Source organism: Acinetobacter indicus CIP 110367 (assembly GCF_000488255.1).
Lineage (GTDB): Bacteria > Pseudomonadota > Gammaproteobacteria > Pseudomonadales > Moraxellaceae > Acinetobacter > Acinetobacter indicus.
This window is the reverse complement of sequence record NZ_KI530759.1, coordinates 50,998-66,238: the sequence shown is the minus strand read 5'-3', so window position 1 is coordinate 66,238 and position 15,241 is coordinate 50,998. Positions and strand designations below refer to the sequence as shown.

The following is a 15,241-nucleotide window of genomic DNA, read 5'->3' as shown; positions in this document are numbered from 1 at the left end:
AACAAAATCGTAGACAAAGAAAAGAACTAATTTCTCGAATCATTTGATTTGAACGCGAAGACCCACTCACTAGAGTGGTTTTTTTACATTTAATATTGTGTGCCTTGCTTCATTCAAAGGAGTGCTTTTCTTCCTTGTACTTCATACAAAACACTGTTTTTTTACTTCTTACGCTTCACTTAAAGTGCTGCTTTGACGTCGCTGCCAGATCATCTGCCCCAAAAATAACTACTGTACTGAGTGAGATGGCTAATCACGCTGGGTCACTAAATTGGCTGAAAAATACTTTTATTTAGAAGAATTATTTTTTACTCAGATTAAAAGTCGAGTGAAAAATGAATAAATGCAAAAAAAGTAAAAAATGAATCAGGAATAAAACAGATTGGGCTGCTTTGGTTTTTTCTGATGGGGTTTATGTATTTTATTATTTCTCCCTAACAGTTTATTGAATAAGGCTATCCCTATTACTAAGTATTTTATATTTAAAATAACAATCAAATAATCTGTTTAAATTGTCAGGCTTCTTAAGAATATGTGAAATTTCAACTAATTTTTGGTGGAAAATTCTAATATTTCGAGGAAAACTAAAAAAAAATGTAATAAATGTAAAGGAATGTTTATTAAGGGTATTTAATATTTTTTATAAAAAACATCTATTTGTTTTTATCTTAAAAAACTAGGTAGAAAAAAATCCCTAAAAATAGTGACCCAAGTAGCAAGGAGAATTTGGGTCACCAAAAAAAGAGAATTAGTCCAAAAACAGTCGATTAAAAAAGAAAAATAATTTTAAAAAATAAACACTTAGTCTTGTGTGAAAAATCCCGTATAGATGGTTTTTTCTGTGGAATACCTACAATAAAAGGACTTGCTCAGGATCGGGTTTTAATCAGTCTAAAGACATTCTGGTTTGGGTGAGTGATTAGAAAAATGGTTCTTATATTAAAGTTATGGAGAAACACGACATGTCTACATTAATTAAAACAGCTATGGCGGTATTATTTGCAGGTACTTGCTCATCAGCAATTTATGCAACAGAAGCTGAAACAGCTGGTAAACCAGGCGGTAAACATAACTGGAATAGCTGTACAGCTTTAGGTTGTGAAAAAGATATTCCAATTAAACTAGAAGTTCCAAAAAAATGTGAAATTAAAGGCGGATCAGCAATTGAGTTGAGCAAAGCCGGTGGTACCAAAACATCTAACTATACGGTAAGAAGTAATACTCACTATGTATTAAATATTACAACTGCAAACAATGGTACCAATGCAAGTACATATGTTAAGCATGAAGATGATGGCACAGTACGTATTCCAACTACAATCACAACAACAAAAACAGGTGGTGGTGCGATTGCTTGGGGTAGCAGTAACCATGATGGTCTAGCAGATGATGTCTATACTGTTTCGGTTACTAACTCGGCAGTAGCTCCATTCCAGCGTGCAGGTACATATTCAGACACTTATAAAATCAAAGTGTTCTACTAATTTGGTGTTTCGCCTAACTTGGTCTTCGGACCAAGTTGGGCTTTTTCGTTATAAAAGCTGGGGAATAATATGAAAAAAATAATAGCCTTTTTAGTTTCATCGCTGTGTTATGCATCTGCAAGTTATGCAGGTGTTTCTATTGACCCGGTTCAGATGTATATCAACAGTCAGGCTAAACAAAGAACCACAACGCTTACTTTAGAATCTACAGATGAAACTGAAGCAAAAATTTTTGAAATTAAAGCCTTTAAATGGACGCAACAAGGCAATGGTGAGAATGTTTTAGTACCAGATGACACCCTTATTTTAAATCCCAAAAACTTTATTCTGCAGCCGAATGGCAAACAGACTATCCGTGTTGGTTTTAATCGTCCTTTAGAGTCGGTACTCACCGGTAATCAGGAGGGTGCATGGCGCATTCTGGTGGAAGAAATTCCACAGGCCGTGAAAGAAACCTCAGTTAACTTTCTGCTCAGCTTTAACCTGCCTTTATTTGTCGGTAAGCAGGAAGATACGAACGTTAAATTTAATATTGAGAATAACCGGCTGGTTGCACAAAATCAGGCCAATTCGCATGTTCAGATTAATAATTTGAAGATTGTTGATGCCAATAAGAAGGAAGTGTTTAAGGCCGATACTATGGCTTACTTATTGGCCAAAATGAATTACAGCTATGAGTTAAATGGAACCAAGATTGCAGATCCAAAAAAGTATACTGTCCAATTTTTTACGGATAAGAACGATAACATGGTGGAGCTTAAATTCTCGGACTAGCGGTATAAGGGGAATTTGCGATGAATATAAAAAATCGGTGGTTTATTGTTGTTCATATTTTATTTAGCTTCGCAGCGAATGCGAATGAAAATCCGATAGAAGAAAGTCTTGCCAATCTGTGGATTAATGAACTTGATCATCATACTGATATTATTTTAATCACAGAAGGGCAGCATTATTATATGGGTTGTGATGTGCTGTCCGAACGGCAAATTCAAGTGCAAAAGTTAAAGAAACATCAGCAGCGTGCGGATTTCTGTCTGGTCAGTGAAGGCGATATTCAAGCGGTTTTTGATAGTTCATCGCAGTCCATTAAATTAACCATCCCCACTCACTATTTTCAATCCGATTTAAACGTTTTTAACCAGAAAGTGATTCCTGAAAAAGCCAGTTTTGGTGGCTTTATGAATTATGACTGGGTCTATGCCAACAGCGATTCAAATGAAGCTTATAGTGGTCTGGCCGAGTTGGGGATCTTTAAAGATTACTGGATTCTCAAGAATTCGGTGCTGTATCAGAATACCTCTGTCGAGGAGCAGGTGGTACGTTTAAATAGCAGTTTTGATCTGGAATTTCCTGAAAGCATGACCCGTCTAACCCTGGGCGACACCACAACAACCTATAACCCGTTAATTAACTCTTTGCGTTTTGCCGGTTTAAACTGGGGAACCAACTACACCGAGCGACCAAGTTTTGTCTATTGGAATATTCCAACCTTACAGGGTAGCGCGCGTATTCCATCTACTGTTGAGCTGTTTATTAACGGGGTGAGTATTTATAGCCAGAAAGTCAGCCCGGGTGATTACATGCTGGAAACAGGGGCGCAAATTCAGCAGGCGGGTGATGCACAAATTGTAGTTGAAGATGTTTTAGGTAATCGCAGTGTGCAAACTTTTCCGGTGCTGGTCACTAACCGTTTATTACGTGATGGCCTGGATGAATATAATATTGCCTTAGGTAAGCTGCGTTATAACTACAATCTGGACAGTAGCGATTATCGGGATTTCTTTGTTAATGGCTTTTACCGCAGGGGGCTGTCTAACGCAACCACTTTGGGAACCAACCTGTCCTATAGTGAAGATATTCAGAATGCGGGGGTTATGTGGACTCAGGCCATTAGTAATATTTTAATTGTAGACAGTGTGGTCATGGCCTCGCATGATGACCGGAATCAGATGAACTATTCCTATGGTTTATCCGCCAGCAAAGATTTCGGGAATTTTTCACTGGGTGCCAGTTCCAAGTATACCGAACGGGATTTTAAGTTTTTAGGCGATGATCTGGACAATGTTTCGAATTATCCAAAATTTGAAAATCTGGTGTATTTAGGGCTGACCAATGTACCTTATGTGCACAATATTAATCTGAACTATGCTGAACAGAAATACTATGATCATCCTGAATTTGAACAGCAGAACCAGCGGGTGATCAATGTCGGATTTAACCGGAATTTTGGACGCCGATTTGCTGTCGGGCTCAGTTATTTCAATGCCTTTGGCGATCGTAAAGATTCTGGCGGGATATTATCTCTTAGTTATAATTTTGATAATGATAAATCCGTCTATTTTAGTCAGTCTGCAGACCAGAACACCAACCTGCAGCTGGTAAAAAGTGACTCGAGTCAGGTCGGCTTTGACTATGCTGTCGGTGTGAATCATCGCAATGATGACACACTTTATAATGTAAATGGCCTGCTGAAAACCAAGGTGGGTGATCTAGATTTTTACCATGTTCAGGGCAAGGAAACGCGTGACTCGCAACTGGCTTATCGTGGTGCTGTTGTCTGGTTGGGTAATCAGCTAAGTTTTACCAAAATTGTTGAACATGCTTTTGGTTTGGTCAAAGTCGGGGATTATCAAGATATTGATATTCTACGCTCACTGGTTTATGTCGATAAAACCAACAAAGACGGCTATGCCTTTGTGCATGACATTATTCCTTATGTGAAATACGACATTGCCTTTGATGAAAATCAGTTACCTATCGAAGATAAAATTCTTTATTCAAGTAAACAAATTACCGCGTTAAACCAGCGCGGCTACAAAATCAATTTCCCGGTTTTCCATGCTAAACAGGTTCGTATCCGGCCGGTAGATGTCCAAAATCGCAGTTTTGTACCGGGATCAGAGCTGCATATTAACAATGAAGGTGGCGAGGTTTATCCGATTGGTTCGGATGGAACGGTCACTTTATATGGCTTGATTCCAGGGAATTATAGTGTCCGGATTAAAACCCGAGAGGCGCAAACCTGTAGCGCTGTATTACAGGTTTCAGCTCAGGCACAAGATATAACTGTACTTGTGTGTAAATAAAAGGAGTAGGGGTGATGAAAGCGAGTGTACTGTTTTTAGTCTGTTGTATCAGCAGCAGTCTGTCTCTGGCACATGCGAGACAATGCCAAATTGAGCGTTTAACGGCAACCCAATTGAATTTGAATGCCTCTTATTTAAGTCAGGCTGCGACTTCCTTTTCGGTGAATTGTGATAGTCGTTATGCTATTAAATTTAATAGCCGAAATCTGGTGAATAGTACAGGCAGCAGTTATCTGGTGAATGAGAAGAATTATAAGCTCAGAACCCAGATGAATATTAGTGGCGCCAGTTCTTCACGCTGGAATGTTCCGCTTAGTCAGGCCCCTACTGGTCAAGATAAATTTGTGGTGTTGGTTCAATTAATGGAACGTCCAACGGCAAGAACACCTGCCGGTGTATACCGGGACAGTCTATATATTAATTTGATGTTTTAATTATGCTTTAAATATTGGAAATATCGAATATTTTTCCAAACCTTTAACTAGGCGGGTGCAATACCACGAGTTTGATACAAGTATGAAATTAATTTCATGAATTTATCATAAAACTGCAAACTGTAAGGATTATGCTGGGCAGACAACAACAACAGAGGAATACGCGGATGTCGGCGTCTTCACGCACACTGGTATTAAAGTCGCCTAATATTCCTGAGAATTTTAAATTTTATTTTAAACAGGAAAAACAAAAAAACGCGATTAATGAAGTCATTGAAATTGAAGAGCTGGTGCGACCTCGTTTAAGAATTGCGTTAGTGACAGAAACCTGGCCGCCAGAAATTAATGGTGTGGCCAATTCATTATTACAACTGTGCAAAGGATTGCAAAAACTGGGACACAAAATTCTACTGATTCGTCCTGAACAAAAACAACCTTGTACCGATTTTAGTCCCAACAAAGAATGTCTGGTCAAGGCGCAGTCTATTCCGAAATATGGCCATCTGCAGTTTGGCTGGCCACAGCTGTATAAACTCTCTACCGCCATGGATGAGTTTGAGCCAGATATCGTGCATATGGTGACCGAAGGGCCGCTGGGTCTGGCTGCGTTACAGGTAGCAAAATCCAAGCAGATTCCGGTGTCTAGCGGCTTCCACTCTGCTTTTCAGGACTTTAGCCGCTTTTTTGATCTGGCTTTTCTGGTCAAACCGATCCAGCGTTATCTGTGCTGGTTCCATAACAATACGCAACTGACCTGTGTACCCAGTACTGATACCGAGCAGTCTTTACGCCAGTTTGGTGTGGAAGGTCCACTGGTGGTCGTTGGTCGTGGGGTCGATGTCGACAGGTTCTCACCACAACATCGTTCAGAGGCCTTACGTTCACGTTGGGGCGCCGATGAACAGACCCGGGTCCTGATTTATGTGGGCCGGGTGTCGCCAGAAAAAGAAGTGAACGTGGTGATTGATGCCTATCGGGCCATGCAGTCCATTGCCAAATATCCAACCAAGCTGGTGGTAGTAGGCGATGGTCCGGACCTGAAACGTCTGGAAGGGCTGAACACCGATGGCGAAGTCATTTTTATGGGCAGCTTAAGCGGACAAAAACTGGCTGAAGCTTATGCTAGTGCCGATGTGTTTGTCTTTGCCAGTCAGGTAGAAACCTTTGGTAATGTGGTGCTTGAAGCCATGGCCAGCGGCTTGCCAGTCGTGGCGTATGACTATGCTTGTGCCAATTTGCATGTCAAGCAAGATGAAACCGGCTGGCTTAGTCCACTGGGTGATGTCGCCGGAATTATGCGTTCGATTTATCAGTTACCGAGCGCAAAAGTATTAAGACAGATGGGTAAAAAAGCCCGTGAATCTACCCAGCATATCGGCTGGCAATATCCGATCCAACAATTTGAACAGGCACTTTATCGGGTGGTGCAGGAGTCGCATATGACGACCTAGATTTTAAGCTCAAGCTTAAAGGAGAGCATAGAATGAAACTTAAAAATGCAAAAATAAGAATACTTGATCTCGACTTGAAAGGCTGTTTGTATCTCAATCATTTTTCCCACTCCGAACGGGTGGCTTATTTCTTTAAAGTGGTGAGCCGCTTAGGCGACGGTTTATTCTGGTATGTCATGTTGGCCACAGTCTGGTTATGGCAGGGTCTGCTGTATGGATTACAGATTATCTACTTGCTGTTAGGTGGATCGGTCGGTACGGGCATCTATAAACTGCTTAAAAGCAAAACGGTGCGTCCCCGTCCTTATCAGGTACATCAGGTGATTCGCTTGGGCGAGCGTCCGCTTGATCACTTTAGTTTTCCTTCCGGTCACACTTTGCACGCGGTCATGATTACCACAGTGCTGGGCTATATTCAGCCGCTACTGCTGGTGTTGATGTTACCTTTTACCATTCTGGTGGCGCTATCACGTATGGTGCTGGGGCTGCATTATCCAAGTGATGTGGCGGTCGGTGCACTAATTGGCGGTCTGGTGGCCAGCTGCATTATTTCGGCTGCGCCGTATCTGGAAATTGCGCTATAGCCCATTCACCGGCGGTACGGCCTGTCAAAGCTGGTACAGCATTTGCAAAATTTGCTAAAGTAGTGCATCACACTAAACTGCCTTAGGAATAGACATGGGTTTACGTTGGACAGATAGCATCGATATCGCCATTGAATTGTATGAAGCACATCCAGATGTCGATCCGCAATGGATCCGTTTTACTGACCTGCATGCCTGGGTTTGTGCGCTTCCAGATTTTGAAGATGATCCGACCAAGTCAACCGAAGGTCTGTTAGAAGCCATTCAAATGGCATGGATTGACGAAGCACGTTAACAGCGACCTCAAAAAACCGATTTTTTTACAGATTAAACGCAGAAAAAAGCCCATTTTTCGGTATAATGCGGCAAAATTTCTGTCAACTTTGACTTTAAGGAGCCAATCATGGCTATCGAACGTACATTATCTATCGTTAAACCAGACGCAGTTGCTAAAAACGTAATCGGCGAAATCTTCGCACGTTTTGAAAAAGCGGGTCTTAAAATCGTTGCAACTAAAATGAAACACTTGACTCAAGCTGAAGCTGAAGGCTTCTACGCTGAGCACAAAGAACGTGGTTTCTTCGCTGACTTAGTTGCGTTCATGACTTCTGGTCCAGTTGTTGTTTCAGTTCTTGAAGGTGAAAACGCAGTTCTTGCTCACCGTGAAATCCTGGGCGCAACTAACCCTAAAGAAGCGGCTCCTGGCACTATCCGTGCAGACTTCGCTGTAAGCATCGACGAAAACGCTGCTCACGGTTCTGACTCTGTAGCATCTGCTGACCGTGAAGTTAACTACTTCTTCGCTCAAACTGAGATTGCTCCACGTACTCGTTAATACGCAGTATTCAAACCAGATAAGTGTTATTATACTTATCTGGTTTTTTTATTCTCTGAATACTCCCTCGCTCAGATCTTGAGCATCTCCTTTCATCCTCAGACATGATTTAGGTAATACACATGAGTAATGAAGTGGTCGCTTCATCTGCAACATCTGATGAGCAGCAACAATCTTTGTCCACTCCAGCGCAATCAACTTCTGTGCAGAAAGTGAATTTACTGGGCATGTCGCGTGCTGAGCTGGAAAAATTCTTCGAAGATTTAGGTGAGAAGAAATTTCGTGCCGGCCAGGTGATGAAATGGATTCACCAGTATTTCGTGACCGATTTTGCCGAAATGACCAATATTTCAGGCAAGTTGCGCGCAAAACTGGAACAGATATGTGAAATTAAAGCACCCGATGTGGTGCATAAAAACTATTCTAAAGATGGTACGCGTAAATGGGTGTTCCGTGTCGGTGATGGTGCCGGTTCCTTGGTTGAAACCGTGCTGATTCCTGCGGAAGATAAAACCGGTTCGCGTAAGACTTTATGTATTTCCTCACAGGTCGGCTGTGCGCTGGACTGTTCATTCTGCTCAACCGGTAAACAGGGCTTTCAGCGCGACCTGACCCAAGCTGAAATTATTGGTCAGCTGTGGATGGCCAACTATTCCTATATGGAAGATGTGCCGGTTGCAGAGCGTGAGCGTTCGGTGACGAACGTGGTGATGATGGGCATGGGCGAGCCGCTGCTGAACTATGATGCAGTTTTAAACTCGATGCGTATTATGCTGGATGACTTCGCCTATGGCATGTCAAAACGCCGTGTAACGCTGTCGACCTCGGGTGTAGTGCCAAAAATTGACCAGCTGGCTGAAGATATTGATGTCGCGCTGGCGATTTCTTTACACGCCACCAACGATGAACTGCGCAATGAGCTGGTGCCAATCAACAAGAAATATCCACTGGAACAGCTGATTGCAGCCTGCCAGCGTTATATCACTAAAGATGGCAATGAAAGCGCACGTAAACATGTGACCATTGAATATGTCATGCTCGATGGCGTGAATGACAGCATTGAACATGCCAAAGAGATGATCAAGCTGCTTAAAGACCTGCCAAGCAAAATCAATTTAATTCCGTTTAACCCGTTCCCGCATGCGCCATATGGCCGTTCAAGCCGGAACCGGATTATTTCTTTCCAAAAAACTTTGTCTGATGCCGGATTTGTGTGTACGATTCGTCAGACACGTGGTGATGATATTGATGCCGCGTGTGGCCAGCTGGTGGGACAGGTGGCAGACCGTACCCGTCGTGCGGAACAGTGGAAAAAGAAAGTTGCAGAGCGAAATGAAATTATGCGCTCTCAAGGATAATTAAATTTAGGGGGAGAGGTCCATTGACTAAGTTGATGTATAAATTCACAACCATCAGCACACTGTGTGTGGCTGCATGGATGAGCACCGGCTGTCAAACCACAACTCCTACTTTAAGTCCGAAAGATCCGGAAAAGGCAATTCAGGTGCGTACCCAGCTGGCGGCCGAGTATTTAAAATCGGGTGATTTAGACTCGGCCAAACGTGCCCTGGATCAGGCACTGGAAACAGATTCGCGTGATTCTATGGCCAATATGATGATGGGCGTGCTGCTACAGCAAGAAGGTAGCAAGCTGAATCTGGAGAAGGCCGATACGTATTTCAAGCGTGCCATCTCTGCCGATCCGAACAATGCGCAGGCGCGTAACAACTATGGTACGTATTTGTATCAGGTTGAACGCTATAATGATGCCATTGAACAGCTGAGTATTGCCGGGGCAACACTCGGTTATGATCAACGTTTTCGTGCATTGGAAAACGTGGGGCGGATTTACCTGAAACTGGGCGATATGGCGAATGCTGAAAAATCATTCAAGCAGGCTCTGCAGGCGAACCGTGACTCCTATGTTTCAATGTTAGAGTTGGCGGAAATTTTTTATTTCAACCAGCAGACTCCTGCAGCATCCAGAATGTATGAACAGTTTGTGCGTGCTGTGGGACAAAAAAATCAAGGTGCGCGTGCATTGTGGATTGGGATCCGTGTTGCACGAGCAAATGGCGATCAGTTGGGACAGCAGGTGCTGGTCAATCAGCTTCGGGCATTGTTCCCTGAAAGCCAGGAATATCAACGTTATTTGCAATTACAGCACAGTACTGAGGCCGTATGGAAGTAAATCCTAATTCACCGCAATCAAATACAAATGTAGCGCCCAATGCATTAGGAAATATCCAACGCCCAGGTGAGTATCTGCGTCAAATCCGTCAAAATCAGAAGCTTGAGCTTGAAGATGTGGCGCAAGAATTGAATATTCCGGTCAAAACCCTGACGGCGCTGGAGCAGGATGAATACAAGTCACTGCCTGAAGCGACCTTTATCAAGGGTTATTACCGCACCTACGCTAAATATTTAAAAGTCGATGCCACCAGTATCATCCAGCGTTTTGATGAAATCTATGCCAATGATACCGGCATGCTGCCGAATCATGCCCTGAATAATTCCCCAATTAAAATTATGGGCAAACTGCCTGGCTCGAATCGTGACCGTAACCGCAAATGGTTAAAGCGTATTGCGCTGGCGGTAGTGGCACTGGCCTTAATCTGGATTATCATCGCGGCCGTGCAAAACTGGTCATCTTCGCAGTCCAGCGACACCGAGCAGAATATTGTGCCAATGTCTGATGTCGAAATTATTAATTTAGACAACAGCAGTGCCGTGACCGGCGATCAGCTGTCTTTAAGCTTTAACCGTCCGACGTCGGTTCATATTGTGGATTCGACCGGGAAGGTGCTGGCCACTGGCCGTCAGGCGTCCAGCTTGAATTTAACTGGTGAGGCACCATTTCAGATTCGTTTAGATGATGCAACCGCAGTGTCATTAAGTCTAAACAATGAAAATATTTCATTGTCTCCATATACCGTCAATGGCAAAGCGGAATTCCGTTTGTCGCGTTAATGGCACAGAGTAGAGCGAAATCATGATTGAGAATCCAATTCGACGCCGTCCAACCCGTAAAATTCGTGTCGGTTCAGTCTATGTGGGCGGTGATGCGCCAATCAGCATTCAGAGTATGACCAATACCGAAACCTGTGATGTCGCTGCAACGGTTGCGCAAATTCAGCGCTGTGTTGATGCTGGTGCAGACATCATGCGGGTATCGGTACCAAGCATGGAAGCCGCACAGGCTTTTGGTGAAATCCGTAAGCAGGTCTCTGTTCCTTTGGTGGCTGATATTCACTTCGACTATAAAATTGCTTTGGCTGTGGCCGATTTCGGTGCTGACTGTCTGCGGATTAACCCGGGTAATATCGGTTCGGAAGCGAAAATCCGTGAAGTGGTGGCTGCGGCTAAACATCATGATATTTCCATGCGGATTGGGGTCAATGCCGGTTCACTGGAAAAAGATATTCAAAAAAAATACGGCGAGCCGACCGGTGCAGCCTTGCTTGAATCGGCCATGCGCCATATTGATATTTTAGACCGTCTGGATTTCCAGGAATTTAAGGTCTCGGTGAAAGCATCGAATGTATTTTTAACCATGGATGCCTATCGTTTGCTGTCGCAGCAAATTGATAATCCGCTACATTTAGGTGTGACTGAAGCGGGAATCTATCGGACCGGTTCGGTGAAATCAGCGATTGCCTTAGGTGGCCTGCTGATGGAAGGCATTGGCGACACCATGCGTATTTCCCTGGCAGCAGAGCCGGAAGAAGAAGTCAAAATTGGCTTTGATATTTTAAAATCGCTCGGCCTGCGTTCTAATGGCATTAACTTCATTGCCTGCCCAAGCTGTTCACGTCAGGAATTTAACGTGATTAAAGCCATGCAGATGTTGGAAGAGCGTCTGGAAGATGTCCGCACTCCAATGGATGTGTCGGTGATTGGCTGTAAAGTTAACGGTCCGGGCGAAGCCAAAGAAGCTGATATTGGCGTGGTAGGTGCAAGTCCGCGTTCACTGGTGTATCGTAATGGTGAAAAGAGCCATTTAATTGATACCAATCAATTGGTTGATGAAATCGAAACAATGGTTCGTCAACGTGTTAAAGAGCTTGAAGAAGCTAAGTCAAAAGAGATTATTCGCACAGGTTTTTCTGAGTAGATCATGAGTTCAATCGTCGCAATCAAAGGTTTTAATGACATTCTCCCAACCCAGACCCCGGCTTGGAGACGTCTGGAACAGCATCTGTCCAGTCTTATGGATGCTTATGGTTATCAGCAAATCCGTTTGCCGATGGTTGAGCAGACCCATCTGTTCAAGCGTTCCATTGGTGATGCAACCGATATCGTTGAAAAAGAAATGTACACCTTCCTGGACAAAGGCAATCCGCCAGAGTCATTGACTTTACGTCCGGAAGGTACGGCAGGCTGTGTACGTGCCATGCTTGAGCATAACCTGCTGCGCGGTGCAACGCCTCGCGTGTGGTATATCGGCCCAATGTTCCGTTATGAAAAACCGCAAAAAGGCCGTTATCGCCAGTTCCATCAGTTTGGTGTGGAAACTTTTGGTGTCGCTACCCCAGATATGGATGCCGAGCTGATTTTAATGACCGCGCGTTTATGGAAACGTATGGGCGTTGCAGATAAAGTTCAACTTGAACTGAATACTTTAGGTGAGTCAGATGAACGTGCCGCGTATCGCGCCGCCTTGGTTGAGTTCCTGGAAACGCACAAAGCCGATCTCGATGAAGATTCTCAGCGCCGTTTAAGCACCAACCCACTGCGTATTCTGGACTCTAAAGATGCCAAAACTCAAAGCATCCTGGAAAATGCACCAAAACTTCACGACTTTATGGGTGAAGACACCATGGCGCATTTTGCCCTGTTGCAGCAGTATCTGACTGATGCCGGTGTCAGCTTCGTGATTAATCAAAAATTGGTCCGTGGTCTGGATTATTACAACAAAACTGTATTTGAATGGACCACCACCCATTTGGGTTCACAGGGGACAGTGTGTGCCGGTGGCCGTTATGATGGTCTGGTGGGGCAGTTAAAAGGCAAGCCAGAACAGTCGGTTCCGGCAGTTGGTTTTGCCATGGGTATGGAGCGTTTATTGCTTCTACTGGAACAGGTCGAAGACAACAGCCCAAGCCGCGACTGTGAAATGTTCCTGGTGGCCGATCCGGCATCACAAGGTAAAGCACTGGTGCTGGCCGAGCAGATTCGTGACCAACTTGAAGCCAGTGGTAGCGCCATTCGTTTGAAAGTCGGCTCGCAAGGCTCGATGAAAAGCCAGATGAAAAAAGCCGACCAGTCGGGTGCACTGTATGCTTTAATTCTGGGTGAGCGTGAGTGGGAAAACCAGCGCTTCGCCGTTAAAGAACTGGCCACTGCCGAGCAGTTGGATGTAGCTGTGGCAGAGATTGTGCCATTTATGATTGAAAAATTTTCTTCAAAATAAGCCAAAGAATATAAGGAAAAGGGTAATTCAATGAGCGCATTAAGTGATGATGAACAACTTGATCATTTAAAATCATTCGCTAAGAAATATGGTTCTGCAATTATTAGCGGGATTTTGATTGCGCTGATTGCCTTTTTCGGATGGCAATACTGGCAGAAGAAAAACCTGGCTGAAGATCAGACCAACACCGCCAAAGTCCAGCAACTGATGGACGAGGCGCGTGCGGCTGAAGGCGATGACAAGGCTTTCCAGAATCTGTCGACCACGGCCGATAAGATTGTGAAAGAAGCACCAGATTCCGTCCAGGCCATTCAAACCCAGTTCTTAATGGCGAAACTGGCCTATGATCAGGGCGATTATGCCGGTGCAGAAAAAGCCTTAAAGAAAGTTGAAAATTCTAAAGTCGATGATGCCGGCTTAATGCAGGTATTAAAACTGCGTTTGGCCTATGCGCAATTGGCACAAAAGAAATATGATGAGGCACTGAAAACCTTGTCTGCCGTCAACGATCCCGCCTTTAAAGCAACAGCTGAAGAAGCGCGTGGTGATGTGTACGTGGCGAAAAACGATATTGAAAATGCCAAAAAAGCGTATCAGAACGCATGGAATGCGTTACTTGAACGTCAACAGGAACGTCAAATTTTACAAATTAAACTCGAAAGTGTCGGCGTTTTAGTTGATGATCCTGAAATTGAACGTCCTGTAATCGACACACAAGTGGATGAAACTGAATGAATAGAAAATATAAGATCCCGTTTGCACTAACTGTTTTAAGCCTTGCATTGGTTGGCTGTTCAAGCAACAGCATTAAAGTTGAAAAAGTAAAACCGAATCCTTTGCCAAAACTGCAACAGGCCAAAACCCTGGTGCCTGTATTTTCTCAAAACACCTCATCGACTGCTGAAGAAGATCCGCTGCGTTTACAGCTAGATGTCGATAATGGCGTGGTATTTAGTATTGATCCTAAAGGTGAAGTAGCGGCCTATCGTGGCAAGCAGCGTTTGTGGCAGACCGAAGTCAGCAAACAGGGGCTCAGCTCAGGTGTAGAAGCGGCAGAAGGTCTGGTGATTGTTGGGAATCAGAAAGGTCAACTGTTTGCACTGGATCAGGCTACAGGTGAGAAAAAATGGACCGCACAATTGACTGGGGCTATTCTGGCACCTTCGCTGGTGCATGCCAACCGTGTGGTGACCATCAGCAATGATGGTATTGTCTATGCGCATAACCTGGCGACTGGCCAGCAAATGTGGACTTACAATTTGCCGAATGTCCAGTTTAGCCTGCGTGGTAGCGCTGCACCGGTAGCGGTTGATCCGCGTACCGTGCTGGTAGCAACCGCCAATGCTTATATTTATGCAATTGATGTGGTGACCGGTACGCCGCGTATGCAGCGCCGTGTGGCCATCAGTGAAGGTCGCTCCGATATTCAGCGTTTAAATGATATTGATGGCGATCCGGTAGTAGCTGGCCAGTTCCTGGTCACTACCAGCTTCCAGGGTCAGGTGACCGTCACTGATCTGGCTTCACAGCAAGTGGTTTGGAGCGAAGACCTGAGCAGCACCAAGCGTCCGGAAGTGGTCGGCAATGGGGTTTTTGTCGCCAGTGCCGATGGCCGTTTAGTGGCTTATGAAATTACCAGTGGCCAGAAGCTGTGGGAAAATGACCAGTTGCTTAACCGTCGTTTAAGTAACCCGGTAATGCTGGGTCAGGACCTGGTGGTGGGAGATATGGATGGTGTCTTGCATCTGTTTAACCCGAGCAACGGTCAGCTGATTGGTCGCGCCAAAACCAGCGGTGAAGTGCGTTCTTTACGTGTCATCAACAACCAGTTATATGTCGGTACGCAAAAGGGTGCATTCAGCATTTGGCAGAACCGTTAACTTTTTGTTGCCTTATGTTAAACTAGGCGACAATTTCCGTATTTTTTAACGCGGGGTGATTGAATATTCAATGC

General features: G+C 44.3%; 15 protein-coding genes. All 15 read left to right on the top strand.

Translation table 11 applies throughout. The annotated features are described in order from the left end of the window. The first annotated feature begins 962 nt into the window (after window positions 1-962). Window positions 963-1,484: a hypothetical protein gene (locus P253_RS14715; RefSeq protein ID WP_016659538.1), complete on the top strand. Its 522-nt coding sequence runs from the start codon at window positions 963-965 to the stop codon at window positions 1,482-1,484. 69 nt (window positions 1,485-1,553) lie between these two features. Further along, window positions 1,554-2,258, top strand: a complete 705-nt coding sequence (locus tag P253_RS14710) for a fimbrial biogenesis chaperone (protein ID WP_016659537.1) — start codon at window positions 1,554-1,556, stop codon at window positions 2,256-2,258. Between the two features lie 20 nt (window positions 2,259-2,278). Beyond that, window positions 2,279-4,570, top strand: coding sequence for a fimbria/pilus outer membrane usher protein (locus P253_RS14705; protein ID WP_016659536.1), 2,292 nt, complete (start codon window positions 2,279-2,281; stop codon window positions 4,568-4,570). Window positions 4,571-4,584: 14 nt separating this feature from the next. Next, a complete protein-coding gene (locus P253_RS14700) occupies window positions 4,585-5,004 on the top strand; it encodes a hypothetical protein (protein WP_005182377.1) in 420 nt (139 codons plus the stop codon). Window positions 5,005-5,171: 167 nt separating this feature from the next. After that, window positions 5,172-6,455, top strand: coding sequence for a glycosyltransferase family 4 protein (locus P253_RS14695; RefSeq protein WP_016659535.1), 1,284 nt, complete (start codon window positions 5,172-5,174; stop codon window positions 6,453-6,455). A gap of 32 nt (window positions 6,456-6,487) precedes the next feature. After that, window positions 6,488-7,039: a phosphatase PAP2 family protein gene (locus P253_RS14690; protein ID WP_016659534.1), complete on the top strand. Its 552-nt coding sequence runs from the start codon at window positions 6,488-6,490 to the stop codon at window positions 7,037-7,039. 94 nt (window positions 7,040-7,133) lie between these two features. After that, window positions 7,134-7,334: a Fe-S cluster assembly protein IscX gene (iscX, locus tag P253_RS14685; RefSeq protein WP_005182385.1), complete on the top strand. Its 201-nt coding sequence runs from the start codon at window positions 7,134-7,136 to the stop codon at window positions 7,332-7,334. Window positions 7,335-7,442: 108 nt separating this feature from the next. Then, on the top strand, window positions 7,443-7,874 hold the full coding sequence (gene ndk, locus P253_RS14680) for a nucleoside-diphosphate kinase (protein ID WP_005182388.1): 432 nt from the start codon (window positions 7,443-7,445) through the stop codon (window positions 7,872-7,874). Between the two features lie 122 nt (window positions 7,875-7,996). Continuing rightward, the gene (rlmN, locus tag P253_RS14675) at window positions 7,997-9,232 is read left to right on the top strand and encodes a dual-specificity RNA methyltransferase RlmN (protein WP_016659533.1); all 1,236 of its coding nucleotides are present in this window, start codon (window positions 7,997-7,999) and stop codon (window positions 9,230-9,232) included. Window positions 9,233-9,267: 35 nt separating this feature from the next. Next, window positions 9,268-10,065: a type IV pilus biogenesis/stability protein PilW gene (gene pilW, locus P253_RS14670; RefSeq protein WP_104470591.1), complete on the top strand. Its 798-nt coding sequence runs from the start codon at window positions 9,268-9,270 to the stop codon at window positions 10,063-10,065. Beyond that, window positions 10,056-10,844 carry a helix-turn-helix domain-containing protein gene (locus tag P253_RS14665; RefSeq protein ID WP_016659532.1) on the top strand — a complete coding sequence of 263 codons (789 nt, stop codon included), beginning with the start codon at window positions 10,056-10,058 and terminating at the stop codon, window positions 10,842-10,844. Before pilW ends, P253_RS14665 begins: the two co-directional genes overlap by 10 nt. A gap of 22 nt (window positions 10,845-10,866) precedes the next feature. Beyond that, window positions 10,867-11,988, top strand: a complete 1,122-nt coding sequence (gene ispG, locus P253_RS14660) for a flavodoxin-dependent (E)-4-hydroxy-3-methylbut-2-enyl-diphosphate synthase (RefSeq protein ID WP_005182396.1) — start codon at window positions 10,867-10,869, stop codon at window positions 11,986-11,988. 3 nt (window positions 11,989-11,991) lie between these two features. Continuing rightward, window positions 11,992-13,287, top strand: a complete 1,296-nt coding sequence (gene hisS, locus P253_RS14655; protein WP_016659531.1) for a histidine--tRNA ligase — start codon at window positions 11,992-11,994, stop codon at window positions 13,285-13,287. A 30-nt stretch (window positions 13,288-13,317) separates the two neighbouring features. Beyond that, window positions 13,318-14,022 carry a YfgM family protein gene (locus P253_RS14650; protein ID WP_005182401.1) on the top strand — a complete coding sequence of 235 codons (705 nt, stop codon included), beginning with the start codon at window positions 13,318-13,320 and terminating at the stop codon, window positions 14,020-14,022. Next, window positions 14,019-15,167: an outer membrane protein assembly factor BamB gene (gene bamB, locus P253_RS14645; protein ID WP_016659530.1), complete on the top strand. Its 1,149-nt coding sequence runs from the start codon at window positions 14,019-14,021 to the stop codon at window positions 15,165-15,167. Before P253_RS14650 ends, bamB begins: the two co-directional genes overlap by 4 nt. The last annotated feature ends 74 nt before the right edge of the window (window positions 15,168-15,241 follow it).